Genomic DNA, 14,033 nt, shown 5'->3' with positions numbered 1-14,033 from the left:
CGGAACGGGCTCGCCGGCACCGCGCCCGACGCCCGCACTCCACCCGGGCCCGCCCACGGCACCGCGGAGAGAGCAGGCGCCGCCGGGCACGACGGCACCCCAGTCGCCAGGAAGGGACCCTCACCAGCCCATGTACTCCACAGCCAGCACCGGCACCCGTAACGCCCCGGCCGCCGATCCGGGTACGGCCCGCCACCCCCAGGGCCAGGCCCGCCCGGGCCTGCGCCCCCCGACCGCGACCGGCGGCCGGCCCGCACTCCGCGGCGCCGAGGTCCGCGACCCCCGCGCCGCCCTGGCGCGCACCGTGGTCGGGCCCCGGCCCGGCGAGGCCGCGCCCCGGCCGCTCGGCGGCCGTGTGCTGACCTCGCGCACCGCGGAGGGGTTCGTCGACCGGGTCGATCCGGCGGCGTTGCAGACGCCCGCCGTGAAGGCGGCGCTCGCCTCGATCTCGCGGATATGTCCCGCCTTCCTGCCGCGGCAGGTGCTGCGGGAGGGAAGCCGCCACATCATCATCGCCGGGACGATCGGCCGGGCCCCGGTGGTGGCCAAGTGCCTGGCCCCGCAGGCGGCCAGGGACGAGCAGCTGATCGCGCGCTTCCACCACGAGGTGGCGGTGTACCGGGCGTTCGTCCGGCACCGTCCGCCGGTACGGCTGCCGCGGCTGGTGGCGGCCGACCACGACCGCTGCGTGCTGGTGCTGGAGCGGGTGCCGGGCCGGCCGGCCGCGCGCGAGCGCCACCCGGTGAACCCGCCGACCCCCGGCGAGGTGCGGGCGGTGCTGGGCGCGGTGCGCACCCTCAACCTGTGGCGCCCGCCGGCGGACGTCTTCGGGCGCCCGCTCGACTACGGCACGGAGATCGCGCGGTTCCACTCGGTCGGCCAGCTGACCGACCGGGACGCGAGCGACCTGCGCCAGTTGATGCACGGCCTGTCGAACACCCCCCGGCAGCTCTGCCACGGAGACGCACTGCTCGGCAACCTGCTGCTGGCGCCGTCCGGGCCGGTGCTGCTCGACTGGGAGGAGGCCGGCTGGTACCTGCCGGGCTACGACCTGGCGGTGCTGTGGAGCGTGCTCTCGGGCGACACCGCGGCCCGGCGGCAGATCAGCCAGCTCGCGCAGTCCGGCGGCACGCTGGCACGGGACGCCTTCCTGGTCAACCTGGTGCTGGTGCTGATGCGGGAGATCCGGCTGCACGACGTGCCGGGCGCCGGCGAGGAGCAGCGCATCATGATCCGCCGGCTGTACGACGACGCGGGGCTCGCCCGCCGGGCCGTCCGCACGGCGGTCGGCACCCGCTGACCGGCCGGGTCCCGGCCGGCTGGGTCTCTCAGCCGGCGCGGCGGGGTCCGCCCCGGGCGAGTGCCGCGCGGCCCGCGGCCTCCAGCACGGTCTCCTCGGCGGGGAAGTGCATCCGGCCGCTGAGCACGTCGCGGAGGTAGCGCTCCAGCGGGTGGCGGCGGCTCAGGCCGGGGTTGCCGGTGAGGGTGACGGCCTGCTGCACGGCGTCGGTGGCGGCCCGGTTGGCGAGGAGCTGGCCGGCCGCGGCCCGCTCGGCGGCGGCGGGGTCGCCGCGGTCGACGCCGGCGGCGAGGGCGTCGAGGAGTTCCTCGGCGCCGATCAACGAGGCCTCGATGCCGCCGAGGGCGGTGCGGTAGCGCGGCAGGGTGGCGAGCGGCTCGGTGAGGTTGGCCGGGGTGCGCTGCTGGAGGAAGCGGATCAGCCAGTCCTGTGCGGCGCGGGCGATGCCGAGGTGGACGGCGGACAGCGCGAGGAGGTGCCAGGCGCGTGACGTGTCGGTGGCGGCGTGCCGGTCGGGGCCGGCCGGTCCGGCGGCGGTGAGGCGTACGGCGTGGTCGGCGGCGACGCGCACGCCGTCCAGGAGGACGTCGTGCCCGGCGCTCGCGCGCAGGCCGAGCTGGTCCCAGACCGGGTCGATCTCCAGGCCGGGGCTGTCGCCGCGGACGAGGAAGACGCCCGTCCGGGGCACGGGTTCGTCGGTGCGGGCGTGCACGGCCATCCAGGAGAGCGCCTCGGCGCCGCTGCAGTCGGTCTTGCGGCCCGTCAGTTCCCAGGCCTCGCCGTCCCAGCGGGCGACGGTGGCGGGCGGTGCGCCCGCCGGGCCGCCGGGTTCGGTGCGGAGCGCGCCGAGCAGGGCGGGGCCCCGGCGCGACTCGGTGAGCAGGCGGCGGTAGGCGGCGGCGGGCCAGAGGCCGGCCCTGGCCTGTTCGGCGTGGAGCAGCAGGGTGTGGGCGGTGAGCACGGCGACGGAGGCGTCGCCGCGGCCGAGGCCGGCGAGGACGCGGACGGTGTCGGCCAGTCCGGCGCCGGCGCCGCCGTGGCGGCGGGCGACGGTCAGGGTGAGCAGCCCGGCCTCGTGGACGGCCTCGATCCCCTGGTAGGGGAAGGTGCCGTCGCGGTCGTGCTCCTCGGCGCGGGCGGAGAGGAGGTCGGCCACGCGGGGCAGGCGGGCGAGGGCGTCGGAGACGGCGGCGCGGTCGTCGGCCGGCGGCGGCGTCGGGGTCATGGAGGTGCCTCCGGGCTGGGGACGCGGCAGGGTGCGGGCGGCACGCGGGGGCCGACGGTACGGCCCCGGCGGTGGGCGGGCACCGGCGTCCCGCGTGGGGGGGGCGGCGGCCGGAGAGGTCCCGGTGCCGTGGGGACGGTGAGGAGGCGGGGCCCCCGATCAGCGGCCCGGACACGTCCCGCCGGCGTCACGGCGCAGGTCGACGACTCTGCGGCGGGTGAGCAGGGGGCGGCACGGCATGCCCGTGACTGTACGAAGCATTGATCGACACCGTCAAGCGCGGTCGTACCGGTGCGTTCAGCCCTGCTGGAACATCTCCGCGGGCAGCGGCTTGAGCAGCTGGTAGAGGTCGTCCGCGATCGGTCTGTCCCAGGAGGCGATGGTGACGAGCACGCCGTCGCTGCGGTCGAACTGCGAGCAGAACACCCGCTCCTCGCTGACCTTGACCTTCTTCACGATGAGGAGGTCGTCGCCGAGCAGCACGGGGAAGTCCTCGGTCGAGACGAGGTCCACCGGCTCGTCGTTCTCCAGCGCGGCGAGCAGCTGCCGGATCTCGAAGGGCACGCCGTCCTCGGGCTCGCGGGCCGGCGAGCCGTCCGGCAGGTTGCCGATGAACATGGCCGGGCCCCGGCCGCCGAAGAGGTCGTAGCGCAGGAAGATCCCCTGACAGGAGCCGTCCTGGCCGGTCATGGTCATGGCCCCGAAGTGGCCGGGCCAGTCGCCCGGGTCCATCGCGAGCACGTCGAAGTCCGGGCCTGCGGGGGAGCCGGAGCGACGGCGGAGGAAAGACATGGCACCATCGTACGTGGCCGTTGCCGTCCGGACGGCGCGCGGGTGCCCCGGCGTACGCGGGCGCGTGGCGGCCGTCGACCGGCATCGACGCTCAGAGACCAATGTTGACTCTGAGCAACCGTCCGGGCTACGTTCGGTTCAGCACGACAACCGCTGTGGGCACGTCCCACCGGGGGGCGGCTTGTTCAGGCGTGCCATGCCACGCTGTACCTCATCCAGCACACCGTCGTGCGAACAGACCTGATCGACCGTTGTCGGCACCGCCGTCCGCCAGGACGCCGGATCCGGCCCGGCCGGTCGTGACCGGACAACACCAAGAGCCAGGTTCGCGGGGCCCCAGGCCCGTCGCTTCCGCGGACCTGTCCGGGACACCGCCGCGTGGGGGCGTGCGGATCCCGGACACACCGGCACCTCGACCGAGTAGCTCTCGGACGCGGTGCCTGCCTCCCGGCGACACCGGCCCTCCACGGGGCCGGGCCGGCCGACGCACTCCGGTGCGTGGGGACACATCGGGAGGAGCTCGTCGCCGTAGCCGGTGGCGGGCAGCACAGCGGGCGCCGTGCACGACCGCGTGGGGGCGGTCGGCACGGCGTCTGCCTGCTCCATACTGTGAGCCGCTGCTCGTGCAGCAGTCAACGAGTTTCGGACCATCAGAATTCATTTGTGACCTCCCGGCCGTCACCGCCGGTTCAGCCCGAGGTCCGCGGCGTGTCGTCCGTCCGCCGGCACCGCGTACGCGTCAGCCGAGGTCGAACTCGCCGTCCCGGGCGCCGAGGACGAAGGCCCGCCACTCCGCCGGGGTGAAGATCAGGGCCGGCCCGTCCGGTTGCCGCCCGTCCCGCATCGCGATGCAGCCGTCGACGAACGCGATCTGCACGTCGCCCGATCCCCGGCTCCCCGAGAGCCACTCCGCGCCGCCCAGATCGGGCCGGTGCTTCGCGGTGTTCCCCGCGCCCGTCACGGTGTTGGCCGTCATGCCGTGCTCCTCCCGACGTCGTCCGGCCTCCAGCGTAGTCAGCGGGCCGCCGTCGGGGCGCCGGCTTCCCGCCCGGGGGGCCGGATTCCGCGGATCGCCCGTCCGACACCGGGCCGTTGTGGTAGACACGGCCGCCCATTGGCCGGGATGGGCGCGCCGGGCTGCCAGAGTGGTTGCTTCGAGCCTTCGGATCCGTTCAGGAACCGCAGCCCCAGGGAGCCGCCGATGGACCGCCGGGCCGGCACGCGTGATGTGATCCCGATCTCCGACGCACCGTCGGCACCCACCGGCGTCGCGCCCGCGACCCGGTCCGCCCCGGCTCCGGTGCCGCGGCCCAGCCGGCCCGCGGGGCTCGGCCGGGTCGGTGTGGTGCTGGTGTCGCACAGCGAGGAACTGGCCCTGGCCGTACGGACGCTCGCGCTGTCGCTCGCGCGCAGCGAGGACCCGTCGCCCGTCGCGGCGACCGGCGGCAGCCCGGACGGGCTGGGCACCAGCGCCGTGCTCGTCGCGGCCGCGGCCCGGCGGGTCGACCAGGGGCACGGGGTGGCGGTGCTCTCCGACCTGGACGGCGCGGTCTCCACCGTCCTCGCGCTGATCGCCGACGCGGACGAGCACGGGCTGCCGTTCCCGGTGCGCTTCGCCGACGCGCCGTTCGTGGAGGGCGCGGTGGCGGCCGTGGCGACGGCCACCGCGGGCGGCGATCTGACGGCCGTGCTCGACGCGGCGGAGGAGACGTTCCGGCAGCACAAGACGGGTGGGCCCCACATGTGAGGTTCGCCCGCGGCACGGCCGGGTGCGCCGCTAGCATCGGGGCGGTGCCGGGGCGGGGAGGCTCCGGCCGTGCGAAGGGGATCCCAGCATGCGCGTGGTCGTCACCGGCGGGGCCGGCTTCATCGGCGCGAACCTGGCGCGGGCCCTGCTGGCCCGCCCGGAGGTCGAGGAGGTCCGGGTGGTGGACGACCTGTCCACCGGCGACAAGGCGAACCTCGACGGCCTCGACCTCTCCTTCCACCACGGCACCGTGCTGGACCCGGCCCTGCTCGACACCGCCTTCGCGGGCGCCGACGCCGTGGTGCACCTGGCCGCGCTGCCGTCCGTGCCGCGCTCGGTGGCCGACCCGCTGGCCAGCCACCACGCCAACGCCACCGGCACCCTGCAGGTGCTGGAGGCCGCCCGCCGGGCGGGCGGCCTCTACGTCGCCGCCGCCTCCTCGTCCTCGGTGTACGGCGCCAACCGGGAGCTGCCGAAGCGCGAGACGATGCGCACCGCCCCGATGAGCCCGTACGCGGTGAGCAAGCTCGCCACGGAGGCGTACCTGGCGGCCTATCACCACTGCTACGGGCTGGGCGTGCTGCCGCTGCGGTTCTTCAACGTCTTCGGCCCGCTGCAGCCGGCCGGGCACGCGTACGCGGCCGTGGTGCCGGCGTTCCTCGACGCGGCGATCGCGGGCCGGCCGCTCACGGTGCACGGCGACGGCGGGCAGAGCCGTGACTTCACGTACGTCGGCACGGTGGCGCAGGTGCTGACCGAGGCGGTGCTGCGCCGGGTCGTCCACCCGGACCCGGTCAACCTGGCGTTCGGCACCCGGACGACGCTGATGGAGCTGGTCGCGGAACTGGGGTCGGTGCTGGGACGGCCGCTGGAGACCGCGCACACCGAGCCGCGGGCCGGGGACGTCCGGGACTCGCAGGCCGACAACGGGCGGCTGCGGGCGCTGTTCCCGGACGTCCGGCCCGTGGAGCTGCGGGAGGGCCTGGAGCGGACGGCGGAGTGGTTCAGCTCCCGCTGACGGGCGGCGCGAACGCGAAGACCGTCCGGTCGGCGCCGGCCAGGGCGGTCTTCAGCCGGTCCAGGGTGTAGTCGTCGAGCTCGGGGAGGGCATCGGGCCCGAACCACGCGACCTCCAGCGACTCGTCGTCGTTGACGTGCGCCTCGCCCGCCACCACGCGGCAGCGGAACGTCAGGTCGAGGTAGGTCGCCCGGTCGCCGTTCGGGTAGTGGATCTCCGGGGAGACGCTGACCGAGGTGAGCAGCTCGGGCTCGACCGTCACGCCGGCCTCCTCGAAGCACTCGCGGGCGAGGCCCTCGGCGGGCTGCTCCCCCGGGTCGAGGATGCCGCCGATCAGCGCCCACTTCCCGTTGTCGCTGCGGCGGTTGAGCAGCACTCTGCCGCGGTCGTCGACGATGACGGCGGCGACGCCGGAGAGCCAGAGCGGGCGGGTGCCGACGACGGCACGGAGTTCGGCGAGGAAGGTCGGAATGGCCATGCTCCCGACCTTAGACCGGCCGGCCCGGGTCGGCCGCCGGCCCGGGCCCGGGGTCTCGGTTCCCCGTCCGCCGGACGAGCGGACGGGCGGGTGAGCCCGCCACCACCGCGCCGGGCGCGACGTCCCGGGTGACCACGGCGGCGGCCCCGACGAAGGCACCCGCACCGACCGTGAGACCCTGCAGCACGACGGCGTTGGAGCCGACGGTGGAGCCGTCCTCCAGCCGCACCGACCCCGACACGTTGCCGCCCGGGTAGACGGTGACCCGCTCCCCCAGCACCGTGTCGTGGCCGACCGTCGCGTTGTAGTGCACCTGGCTGTGCGCGCCGAGCCGGACGCTGCTGGAGACGTACGCGCCGCCCATGACCAGGCAGCCGGGGGCGAGTTCGGTCTCCGGGGCGATCAGGGCGCGCGGGTGGACGAGCACCGCGGGCGTGCCGCCCGCCGCGTCGAGCAGGGCGGCCAGCCGCAGCCGGACGGCCGGGTCGGCGATGCCGACGAGGTAGCGGGCGCCGGGCGGCACGTCCGCGGGGGCGCGCACCGGCAGGCCGCGGACGGTGGTGCCGCGGGCCCGGTCGTCGAGGAACCCGGCGACCGGGGTGCCGGCGGCGAGGGCGGTGTCGTAGGCCTCACGGCCGACGCCCCCGGCGCCGGCGATCCAGAGCGGTGCGTCGGTCATGGCTCCATGATCGGGTCACGGCCGCGGTGCGGGCCCACGGCCCTCCGGGGCGGCGGGACAGGCCGGGCGGGCCGGGCGGGCCGGGAGGCAGACCCGCGGGGGCGGGCCGGGGACAGGGCGCGGGCCGTGGTCAGGACGCCTCCTCGACGGCCGTCCGGCCGAGCCGTGCCGCGGCGGCGTGGCGCGGCAGGACGACCCGGGCGGTCGGCAGTTCGGCCACCGCCGGATCGGGCCCGGCGGGCGCCCCGGCCGGGACCGGGAACCCCGGGTTGACGCCCCCGGCGGCGGTGACGCCGTGCGGGCGCAGCAGCACCCCGACGGTCAGGGCGAGGATGCGGACGTCGAGCGGGACCGAGCGGTGGACGATGTACCAGAGGTCGAGTTCGATGCGCTGCGGCCAGCTGATCGAGTTGCGGCCGCGCACCTGGGCCCAGCCGGTGAGGCCGGGTCGGACGGCGAGGCGGCCGCGCTGCCGGTCGGTGTAGTGGACGACCTGCTCGGGCAGGGTCGGCCGGGGGCCGATGACGCCCATCTCGCCGCGGGCGACGTTCCACAGCTGCGGCAGTTCGTCGAGGCTGGTGGTGCGCAGGAGCCGTCCGAGCCGGGTGATGCGCGGGGCGTCCGGCTCGTCGGCGAAACGTCTGTCCCGCATGGTGCGGAACTTGAGGATGTCGAACTCCTTGCCGTGCAGGCCCGTGCGGGTCTGCCGGAACAGCACCGGGCCGCCCGTGGTGCAGCGGACGAGCACGGCGATCAGCAGGCCCAGCGGTACCGCGACGATCCCGGCGAGCGCGGCGATCAGCAGGTCGCCTCCGCGCCCGATCCCTCCCCCAGCAGGCTGCATGTCTCCCCCAACGGGTGTGTGGTGTGCGGCCTCAGCCGACCGTCCAGGGCAGCCCTCGTGCCCTGGCCACGGCCGCGTAGGTCTCCAGCGAGACCCGGGCGACCGCGCGCTGGTCGAACTCGGCCAGGGCGCGGCAGCGGGCCGCCGCGCCGAGGTCCCGGCGCAGGGCCGGCTCGGTGAGGAGCCGGTCGAGCGCCGTGGTGAGCGCCCGGACGTCGCCGGGCGGGGCGAGCAGCAGGTGCTCGCCGTGGATGCCGATCTCCCGGCAGCCGCGTATGTCGCTCAGCACCATCGGCAGGCCCGCGGCGGCGGCCTCCATGGCGGACCGCGAGAACCCCTCGCGGTGGGACGGCAGCACGAAGACGTCGAGTGCGGCGTAGAGGTCGGGCATGTCGGAGCGGGCGCCGAGGAAGTCCACGCCGTCGGCGGTGCCGTCGAGCGCGTCCGGCTTGTCGGGGTCGGGCGGGCCGATCCAGACGAAGCGGGCCTTGCCCGCGAGCGCCGCGGCGGCCTCCGCGTACTCGCGGATGCCCTTCTCGGCGACCTGTCGGCCGACTCCGCCGACGAGCAGTTCGCGGTCGGCGACGCCGAGTTCGGCGCGCACCCGCTCGCGGACGCCGGGGCGGGTGCGGAAGCGCGTGAGGTCGACGCCGTTGCCGACGACCCGGGAGCGGTACCGCGGGACGGCGCGGGCGAGGGTGCGGCGGTCCTCGGCGTTCTGGTAGAGCTCGGCGTGCGAGAAGCGCCCGGCGACGGCTTCCGCGCCGAGCACGAACGCCCGCTTGGCGAACGGGTCGTGGGCCTGCGCCCAGAGGCCGTGGCAGGTGTTGACGACGACGGGCACCCCGGCGAGGCGGCCGAGGACGCGGCCCAGCACGCCGGTCTTCGGGTTGTGGGTGTGCAGCACGTCCGGCCGGATGCGGCGGAGCGCCGCGAGCAGTTCCCGCCCGGCGGCCGCGTCGGCGCGCGGCTGCCAGGCGCGGGTGAGCGCGTGCAGCGGCTCGTGCCGCACCCCGATGGCCTCCAGCTGCGGCACGTACGGACCGGGTGCGCTGAGGCCGTACGTCTCGAAGCCGGCCTCCAGGTCGACGGCGAGCTCGGTGGCGAGCAGCAGGTGCAGGCTCATGTCGACGGTGGTCAGGTGGGCGACGCGCAGCGGGCGGCCGCCGGGGCCGCGCAGCCGCAGCGGCAGCACGGGGGTGCCGTCGGTCTCAGGCACGGGCGCCCACCGCCTTGGCGGTGGCGACGATGCGGGCGTAGGCGCGCTCCGGGACGAGCCGTCCGTGCAGCTTGGCCCGGTAGAAGTCGATGGGGTCGGTGCGGCGGACGGGCACCCGGCAGAACCGGACCGGGTCGGAGCCCGGCAGGTTGCGGCCGACCTCGCCGGTGGCGGCCGTCCGGAAGCGGGCCCGCAGCGCGGCGGCCATGTGCGGCACCGGCACGCCCCAGGTGTAGGCGAAGTGCCGGGGGCGGACGCCGAGGTGCTCCTCGACGTCGTCGTTGCAGCCGTCGAGTTCGGCGGTGGTGAGCAGCACGGGCCGGGCGTGGGTGCGGGTGTGGTTGGCCACGGTGCACAGGCCGGAGGCGGTCATCTCGCGCAGCTGGTCCCAGTCGAGGCCCTGCGCGGGGGCGCCCTTCGCGGTGGAGCCCTCCCAGCGCATCGCGCCGCCGACGTGGCCGCTGGCGAGGTAGACGGTGAACGGAAGGCCGCGCTCCTTGAGGAGGGGCCAGGCGTGGTCGTACACGTCGGCGAAGCCGTCGTCGAAGGTGAGGACGGCGCTCGGGGTGCGGCGGCCGGCGGCGAGCCGGTCGGTGGCCTCGTCGAGGGAGGCCACCCGGCCGGGCGGGAGGTCCGCGAGGAGGTCGAGCTGGGCCGTGAAGGCGGCGGTCGGGACGTCGAGTTCGTCCGCGGTGCCGCCGCCGATGCGGTGGTAGATGAGGAGGGTGGCTCCCTCTCCGGGTGCACGGCCCGCCGCACGGGCGAGGCCGCGCTTGAGCGTGCTGCGGAAGTTTCCGGCCGCGGGCGCGGCGGTCGTCCCCATCGTTCTCCCCTTCCGCGGCGCCCTCCCCGGCGCCGTACCGGCCCCGCCCGGCGGCGTCCGGGTGCCGGGCGGGACCCACAGTAGGGGGAAGTGTGGGGTTGCTGCCCCGGAAATGTGAAAGAAGCGCGGAGATGGGCCGAAAAGGGGCCGGTCGGACCGGTCCTGACCGGAACCGGGCGCGGCGTGTCGGTCTCAGCCGATCCGGGCGGGCCCGCGCAGCCAGGCCAGCGCGACGCGGGCCAGCAGGACGACGCCCGCGGCCAGGCATCCGGCGACGGCCATCACCCAGGCCGGGCCGTCACTCTCCGGGACGAGGACGGCCACGAGGATGCCGGCGGCGACGCACGCCGCACCGACGACGGCCAGCAGCAGCTTGTGGCGCTCCAGGGCGCAGCCGCTCCAGGCCCGTGCCCAGCGGGTGAGCGGGGTGTGACCGTCCGTGTGCACCATGTCCTCCACGCTAACCGGGCTCCCCTTCCAAGGCATACCCCGTGATGCGCCCCGGCGCGCCGGAAGGGCCCCTTCCGTGCGCCCGTCGAAAATTCGCCGAGCGCCGTACAACCATCCGCCGGGCCCGGGGGTCTCCATTACATTGAGCGATCCAGGAGCCGTCCGCGCGGGCAGGGAGTCCCCGTCGCGGACCGGATCACACCGGGACGGAGCCGCCGTTCCCGGGGTCGGAGGCCGGGCTCCGCCTGCCGACGGTACCGCCACGCCGCTCTGCGGCGACCGAGGGGGAACCGCGTGCCGTACTCCGAATCGACGACCGTCAGCACTCCGCCGCCCACCACCGTCCGGCGCGGCGCGCCGGCGGCCGTGCCCTGCCGGGGCACCCGCAACCGGGGCAGCTGGCTGCGGCTCACGCCTGCGCAGCCGCTCTTCCGCGCCCGGGCCGCCCAGCGGCTCGCGGTGCTCGCCTACCACGGGGTGACCGACCCGCGCTCGTTCGGCGCCCAGCTCGACCGGCTGCGCCGGCTGGCGAACCCGGTGTCGCTGGAGGCCGTCGAGCGGGCCGTCACCGAGGGGCGGCCGCTGCCGCCGCGCTCGGTGCTGATCACCTTCGACGACGCGGACCGCTCGGTGCGCACCCATGCCATGCCGGTGCTCGCCGCCCGCGGCATCCCGGCGGCGGCGTTCGTGATCGCCGAGCTGATCGGCACCGACCGGCCGTTCTGGTGGCACGAGGCCGCGTACCTGGCCCGGCACGGCGGGCGGGCCCGGCTGCTGCCCGGCGGCCACCCGGGGCGGCTGCTGGCCCGGCTGCGGGAACTGCCCGACCCGGACCGCCGCCGGTCGCTGCACGAGCTGCGGGTGAGCGCCGACCGGCGGCCGCCGCATCAGGAGCAGCTGCGGCCGGAGGACCTGCGGGCGCTGCGCTCCGCGGACATCGCGGTCGGCAACCACACGCTGGGCCACCCCTGCCTGAGCCGCTGCGACGACTCGACGGTGCACACCGAGATCACCGCGGCGCACCTGGCGCTCACCCAGTGGCTCGGCGAGGCGCCGACGGCGTTCGCCTACCCGGACGGCGGCTACGACCCGCGGGCGGACGCGGTGCTGCGCCGGCTCGGCTACCGGCTCGGGTTCCTGTCCGACCACCGGCTCGGGCCGCGGCTGCCCGTGCACCCGCTGCGGATCAGCCGGCTGCAGGTCGACTCGACCACCGGGACGCGGCGCTTCGACACGATCCTGTCGGGTCTGGAGCCGGCGATGCAGCGGTGGCGCGGCGCGGTCGCCTGACCCGGGCGTGTCAGGGGCGCGCGGCGCGGTCGGGCTCGGTGTCCTCGTCGACGTCCCCCAGGTGCAGCGGGGCTCCGGCGCCGGCGAGGACGGCGGGCAGCAGCACGTCCATCCCCCGGGGGCGCACCGTCTCGCGGGTGGCGGCGAGGTCCGCGGCGCTCCACCAGCGGTGGCCGTACCGGGCCTCGTGCGGGTCGATGCGCAGGCCGGCGGCCTCGTCGTCGGTGATCACCAGGAGCCGGTACTCCTCGTCCTGGTCGATGCGCCGCCAGGTCGTGCGGAAGCGGGCCCGCCGGGTCCAGACGACGGGGCCGAGCCGGTCGGCGGGTACGCGCAGGCCGGTCTCCTCGCGGAGTTCGCGCAGCGCGGCCTGCACGTGGTCCTCGCCCTTCTCGACGGCGCCGCCGACGGTGAACCACCAGCGGGCGCCGCGGCCGCGCGGGTCGCGGGCGCAGAGGAGGAGCAGGCGGTCCCGGCCGTCGACGAGGAGCAGCCGGGAGGTGGTCCGCCGCCAGGGCAGGACGGCCGTGCGCCGCGGCGTGCGGGCCGGCGGGCGGGGTGTCATCGGGCGGTCCTTCCGGGTCGGGGGGTGAGCAGCCGGCCGCGGAGCGCGCGGACGAGGCCGCCGTCGGCGCCGAGGCGGGTGGCGGCGTAGCCGGTGACGGAGCCGTACCGGTCGGTGAGGTCCGCGAGGAAGAGCTCCATGACCGCGGCGGGGGCGCGGCCGTAGCCCGGCCAGTCGGGGGTGCGGCCGTGCCGGGCGCGGTAGCCGTCGACGAGGCGTTCGGTGGCCTGCCCGGTCAGGGTGAAGTCGGCCACGACGTCGTGTTCGCCGACGCCGAGCAGGGTCAGCACGAGGGCGGCGACGATGCCCGTCCGGTCCTTGCCGGAGTAGCAGTGGAAGAGGAGCGGGCCGTCCGCGGCGGCGACGACGCGGAGCACCTCGGCGAGTTCGGCCGCGCCGTCCTCCGCGACCTCGGTGTACCGCGCGGCGAGGTAGGGCCCGGGGTCGACGCCGGCGCCGAGCGCGGCCTGGTCGTACGGCCGGTGCTCGACGGAGAGGTTGTGGAACGCCAGGCCCGGCAGGTCGGGCACGCGGGCGGTCTGCGCGATCTCCCACGGGTACCGCAGGTCGATGACGGTGCGGATGCCGAGCGCGGTGAACCCGGCGAGGCCGGGGCCGGTCAGCTTGCCGAGCGAGTCGGAGCGGTAGAGCAGGCCGGGGCGCACGGTGCGGCCGTCGGACGTGCGGTGTCCGCCGAGGTCGCGGAGGTTGTCCAGGCCGTCGAGGGCGGGCGTGGCGGTCATCCGGCCAGCGTACGAACCGGCGGGGCTCAGCGGGCCGGAACGGCGGAGGCGATCAGGGTGCCCTCGGGGTAGCGCAGTGCGGCCGGGCCGAGCGCGGAGGTGCGGCCGGTGTGCAGCACGGTGAGGGTGCCGCCGCCGGGGGCGAGGCCCGCGGCGTCGAGCCGGCGCAGTGCCTGGGCGGCGACGGCGTCGGCGGAGCCGTACAGCCGCAGGTCGGCGGTGGCGCGGTCGGCGACGGCGGCGCGGATCTCGTCGCGGACGAGTTCGTAGTGGGTGCAGCCGAGCACGATCGCCGAGGTGCCGGCGGGGGTGCGGGTGGCGGCGTCGGCGACGGCCGCGGCGATCGCGTCGCGGTCGCCGCGCTCGACGGCGTCCGCGAGGCCGGGGCAGGCGACCGGGGTGATCTCGGCGGCGCCGCCGAAGTCGGCGATCAGGCCGCGCTGGTAGGCGCTGCCGGTGGTGGCCGGGGTGGCCCAGATCGCGACCCGGCCGCCCGCGGCGGCGGCGGGCTTGACGGCGGGCACCGTGCCGATCACCGGCAGGGCGGGCTCCAGCTCGGCGCGGAGCAGTGCGAGGCCGTGCGTGGAGGCGGTGTTGCAGGCGACGACGAGGGCGTGCGGGGCGTGCGCGGCGGCGGCGCGTGCGCAGTCCAGGGCGCGCCCGGCGATGTCCTCGGAGGTGCGGGGGCCCCACGGCATGCCGTCGGGGTCGGAGGACAGCACGAGATCGACGTCGGGCCGCAGCCGGCGCAGGGCGGCGGCGGCAGCGAGCAGTCCGAGTCCGGAGTCCACCAGTGCGATCTTCACGGGGCACGACTCTACCGAACCCCTCCGGAGGGGTCGGGTGCGGCAGACTGCCGG

At 76.4% G+C, this 14,033-nt stretch carries 16 protein-coding genes; 4 read left to right on the top strand and 12 right to left on the bottom strand.

Annotated elements, in window-relative coordinates:
• The first annotated feature begins 130 nt into the window (after positions 1-130).
• Positions 131-1,300 (top strand): aminoglycoside phosphotransferase family protein, encoded by a 1,170-nt coding sequence (locus OG335_RS29910; protein ID WP_405014247.1) that lies wholly within the window; start codon positions 131-133, stop codon positions 1,298-1,300.
• A 28-nt stretch (positions 1,301-1,328) separates the two neighbouring features.
• Here OG335_RS29910 and OG335_RS29905 read toward each other — a convergent pair whose 3' ends face one another.
• The 3 genes from OG335_RS29905 to OG335_RS29895 all read right to left on the bottom strand — a co-directional run bounded on the left by OG335_RS29905 (position 1,329) and on the right by OG335_RS29895 (position 4,293).
• Positions 1,329-2,525, bottom strand: coding sequence for an acyl-CoA dehydrogenase family protein (locus tag OG335_RS29905; RefSeq protein WP_405014246.1), 1,197 nt, complete (start codon positions 2,523-2,525; stop codon positions 1,329-1,331).
• Between the two features lie 297 nt (positions 2,526-2,822).
• A complete protein-coding gene (locus OG335_RS29900; protein WP_405014245.1) occupies positions 2,823-3,317 on the bottom strand; it encodes a hypothetical protein in 495 nt (164 codons plus the stop codon).
• A gap of 739 nt (positions 3,318-4,056) precedes the next feature.
• Positions 4,057-4,293 carry a DUF397 domain-containing protein gene (locus OG335_RS29895; protein WP_405014244.1) on the bottom strand — a complete coding sequence of 79 codons (237 nt, stop codon included), beginning with the start codon at positions 4,291-4,293 and terminating at the stop codon, positions 4,057-4,059.
• Between the two features lie 225 nt (positions 4,294-4,518).
• Here OG335_RS29895 and OG335_RS29890 point away from each other — a divergent pair, with 225 nt between their 5' ends.
• A complete protein-coding gene (locus OG335_RS29890) occupies positions 4,519-5,064 on the top strand; it encodes a PTS-dependent dihydroxyacetone kinase phosphotransferase subunit DhaM (RefSeq protein WP_405014243.1) in 546 nt (181 codons plus the stop codon).
• A gap of 88 nt (positions 5,065-5,152) precedes the next feature.
• On the top strand, positions 5,153-6,082 hold the full coding sequence (locus OG335_RS29885; RefSeq protein WP_405014242.1) for an NAD-dependent epimerase/dehydratase family protein: 930 nt from the start codon (positions 5,153-5,155) through the stop codon (positions 6,080-6,082).
• Here the strand turns inward: OG335_RS29885 and OG335_RS29880 are convergent.
• The 6 genes from OG335_RS29880 to OG335_RS29855 all read right to left on the bottom strand — a co-directional run bounded on the left by OG335_RS29880 (position 6,069) and on the right by OG335_RS29855 (position 10,575).
• Positions 6,069-6,560, bottom strand: coding sequence for an NUDIX hydrolase (locus OG335_RS29880; protein WP_405014241.1), 492 nt, complete (start codon positions 6,558-6,560; stop codon positions 6,069-6,071). The two genes, OG335_RS29885 and OG335_RS29880, sit on opposite strands and share 14 nt — an antisense overlap.
• Positions 6,561-6,570: 10 nt before the next feature.
• Positions 6,571-7,239 carry a NeuD/PglB/VioB family sugar acetyltransferase gene (locus OG335_RS29875; RefSeq protein ID WP_405014240.1) on the bottom strand — a complete coding sequence of 223 codons (669 nt, stop codon included), beginning with the start codon at positions 7,237-7,239 and terminating at the stop codon, positions 6,571-6,573.
• 130 nt (positions 7,240-7,369) lie between these two features.
• Positions 7,370-8,083 (bottom strand): sugar transferase, encoded by a 714-nt coding sequence (locus tag OG335_RS29870; protein WP_405014239.1) that lies wholly within the window; start codon positions 8,081-8,083, stop codon positions 7,370-7,372.
• A 31-nt stretch (positions 8,084-8,114) separates the two neighbouring features.
• Positions 8,115-9,302, bottom strand: coding sequence for a glycosyltransferase family 4 protein (locus tag OG335_RS29865; RefSeq protein WP_405014238.1), 1,188 nt, complete (start codon positions 9,300-9,302; stop codon positions 8,115-8,117).
• Entirely contained in the window at positions 9,295-10,125 is an 831-nt protein-coding gene (locus OG335_RS29860; protein ID WP_405014237.1) for a polysaccharide deacetylase family protein, read from the bottom strand. The genes OG335_RS29865 and OG335_RS29860 overlap by 8 nt, the downstream gene beginning before the upstream one ends.
• Before the next feature lie 192 nt (positions 10,126-10,317).
• The gene (locus tag OG335_RS29855) at positions 10,318-10,575 is read right to left on the bottom strand and encodes a hypothetical protein (protein WP_405014236.1); all 258 of its coding nucleotides are present in this window, start codon (positions 10,573-10,575) and stop codon (positions 10,318-10,320) included.
• 294 nt (positions 10,576-10,869) lie between these two features.
• Here OG335_RS29855 and OG335_RS29850 point away from each other — a divergent pair, with 294 nt between their 5' ends.
• Positions 10,870-11,865: a polysaccharide deacetylase family protein gene (locus OG335_RS29850; RefSeq protein ID WP_405014235.1), complete on the top strand. Its 996-nt coding sequence runs from the start codon at positions 10,870-10,872 to the stop codon at positions 11,863-11,865.
• A 10-nt stretch (positions 11,866-11,875) separates the two neighbouring features.
• Here the strand turns inward: OG335_RS29850 and OG335_RS29845 are convergent, their stop codons facing one another.
• From OG335_RS29845 to OG335_RS29835, 3 genes are read right to left on the bottom strand one after another with little or no spacing between them, the layout of a single operon-like run.
• On the bottom strand, positions 11,876-12,430 hold the full coding sequence (locus OG335_RS29845) for an NUDIX hydrolase (protein ID WP_405014234.1): 555 nt from the start codon (positions 12,428-12,430) through the stop codon (positions 11,876-11,878).
• Positions 12,427-13,173 carry a tyrosine-protein phosphatase gene (locus tag OG335_RS29840; RefSeq protein WP_405014233.1) on the bottom strand — a complete coding sequence of 249 codons (747 nt, stop codon included), beginning with the start codon at positions 13,171-13,173 and terminating at the stop codon, positions 12,427-12,429. The genes OG335_RS29845 and OG335_RS29840 overlap by 4 nt, the downstream gene beginning before the upstream one ends.
• 26 nt (positions 13,174-13,199) lie before the next feature.
• On the bottom strand, positions 13,200-13,979 hold the full coding sequence (locus tag OG335_RS29835) for a glutamate racemase (protein WP_405014232.1): 780 nt from the start codon (positions 13,977-13,979) through the stop codon (positions 13,200-13,202).
• Positions 13,980-14,033 lie beyond the last annotated feature (54 nt).

This window comes from Kitasatospora sp. NBC_01539 (assembly GCF_045040525.1).
Classification (GTDB): Bacteria; Actinomycetota; Actinomycetes; order Streptomycetales; family Streptomycetaceae; genus Kitasatospora.
The sequence above is the reverse complement of the archived record's forward strand: the minus strand, read 5'-3'. Positions and strand labels throughout refer to the sequence as shown.

Bases quoted from the DNA above. Each gene is read 5' to 3' on its own strand.
- OG335_RS29910 (WP_405014247.1), top strand. From the start codon at position 131: ATGTACTCCACAGCCAGCACCGGCACCCGTAACGCCCCGGCCGCCGAT.
- OG335_RS29905 (WP_405014246.1), bottom strand. From the start codon at position 2,525: ATGACCCCGACGCCGCCGCCGGCCGACGACCGCGCCGCCGTCTCCGAC.
- OG335_RS29900 (WP_405014245.1), bottom strand. From the start codon at position 3,317: ATGTCTTTCCTCCGCCGTCGCTCCGGCTCCCCCGCAGGCCCGGACTTC.
- OG335_RS29895 (WP_405014244.1), bottom strand. From the start codon at position 4,293: ATGACGGCCAACACCGTGACGGGCGCGGGGAACACCGCGAAGCACCGG.
- OG335_RS29890 (WP_405014243.1), top strand. From the start codon at position 4,519: ATGGACCGCCGGGCCGGCACGCGTGATGTGATCCCGATCTCCGACGCA.
- OG335_RS29885 (WP_405014242.1), top strand. From the start codon at position 5,153: ATGCGCGTGGTCGTCACCGGCGGGGCCGGCTTCATCGGCGCGAACCTG.
- OG335_RS29880 (WP_405014241.1), bottom strand. From the start codon at position 6,560: ATGGCCATTCCGACCTTCCTCGCCGAACTCCGTGCCGTCGTCGGCACC.
- OG335_RS29875 (WP_405014240.1), bottom strand. From the start codon at position 7,239: ATGACCGACGCACCGCTCTGGATCGCCGGCGCCGGGGGCGTCGGCCGT.
- OG335_RS29870 (WP_405014239.1), bottom strand. From the start codon at position 8,083: ATGCAGCCTGCTGGGGGAGGGATCGGGCGCGGAGGCGACCTGCTGATC.
- OG335_RS29860 (WP_405014237.1), bottom strand. From the start codon at position 10,125: ATGGGGACGACCGCCGCGCCCGCGGCCGGAAACTTCCGCAGCACGCTC.
- OG335_RS29855 (WP_405014236.1), bottom strand. From the start codon at position 10,575: ATGGTGCACACGGACGGTCACACCCCGCTCACCCGCTGGGCACGGGCC.
- OG335_RS29845 (WP_405014234.1), bottom strand. From the start codon at position 12,430: ATGACACCCCGCCCGCCGGCCCGCACGCCGCGGCGCACGGCCGTCCTG.
- OG335_RS29840 (WP_405014233.1), bottom strand. From the start codon at position 13,173: ATGACCGCCACGCCCGCCCTCGACGGCCTGGACAACCTCCGCGACCTC.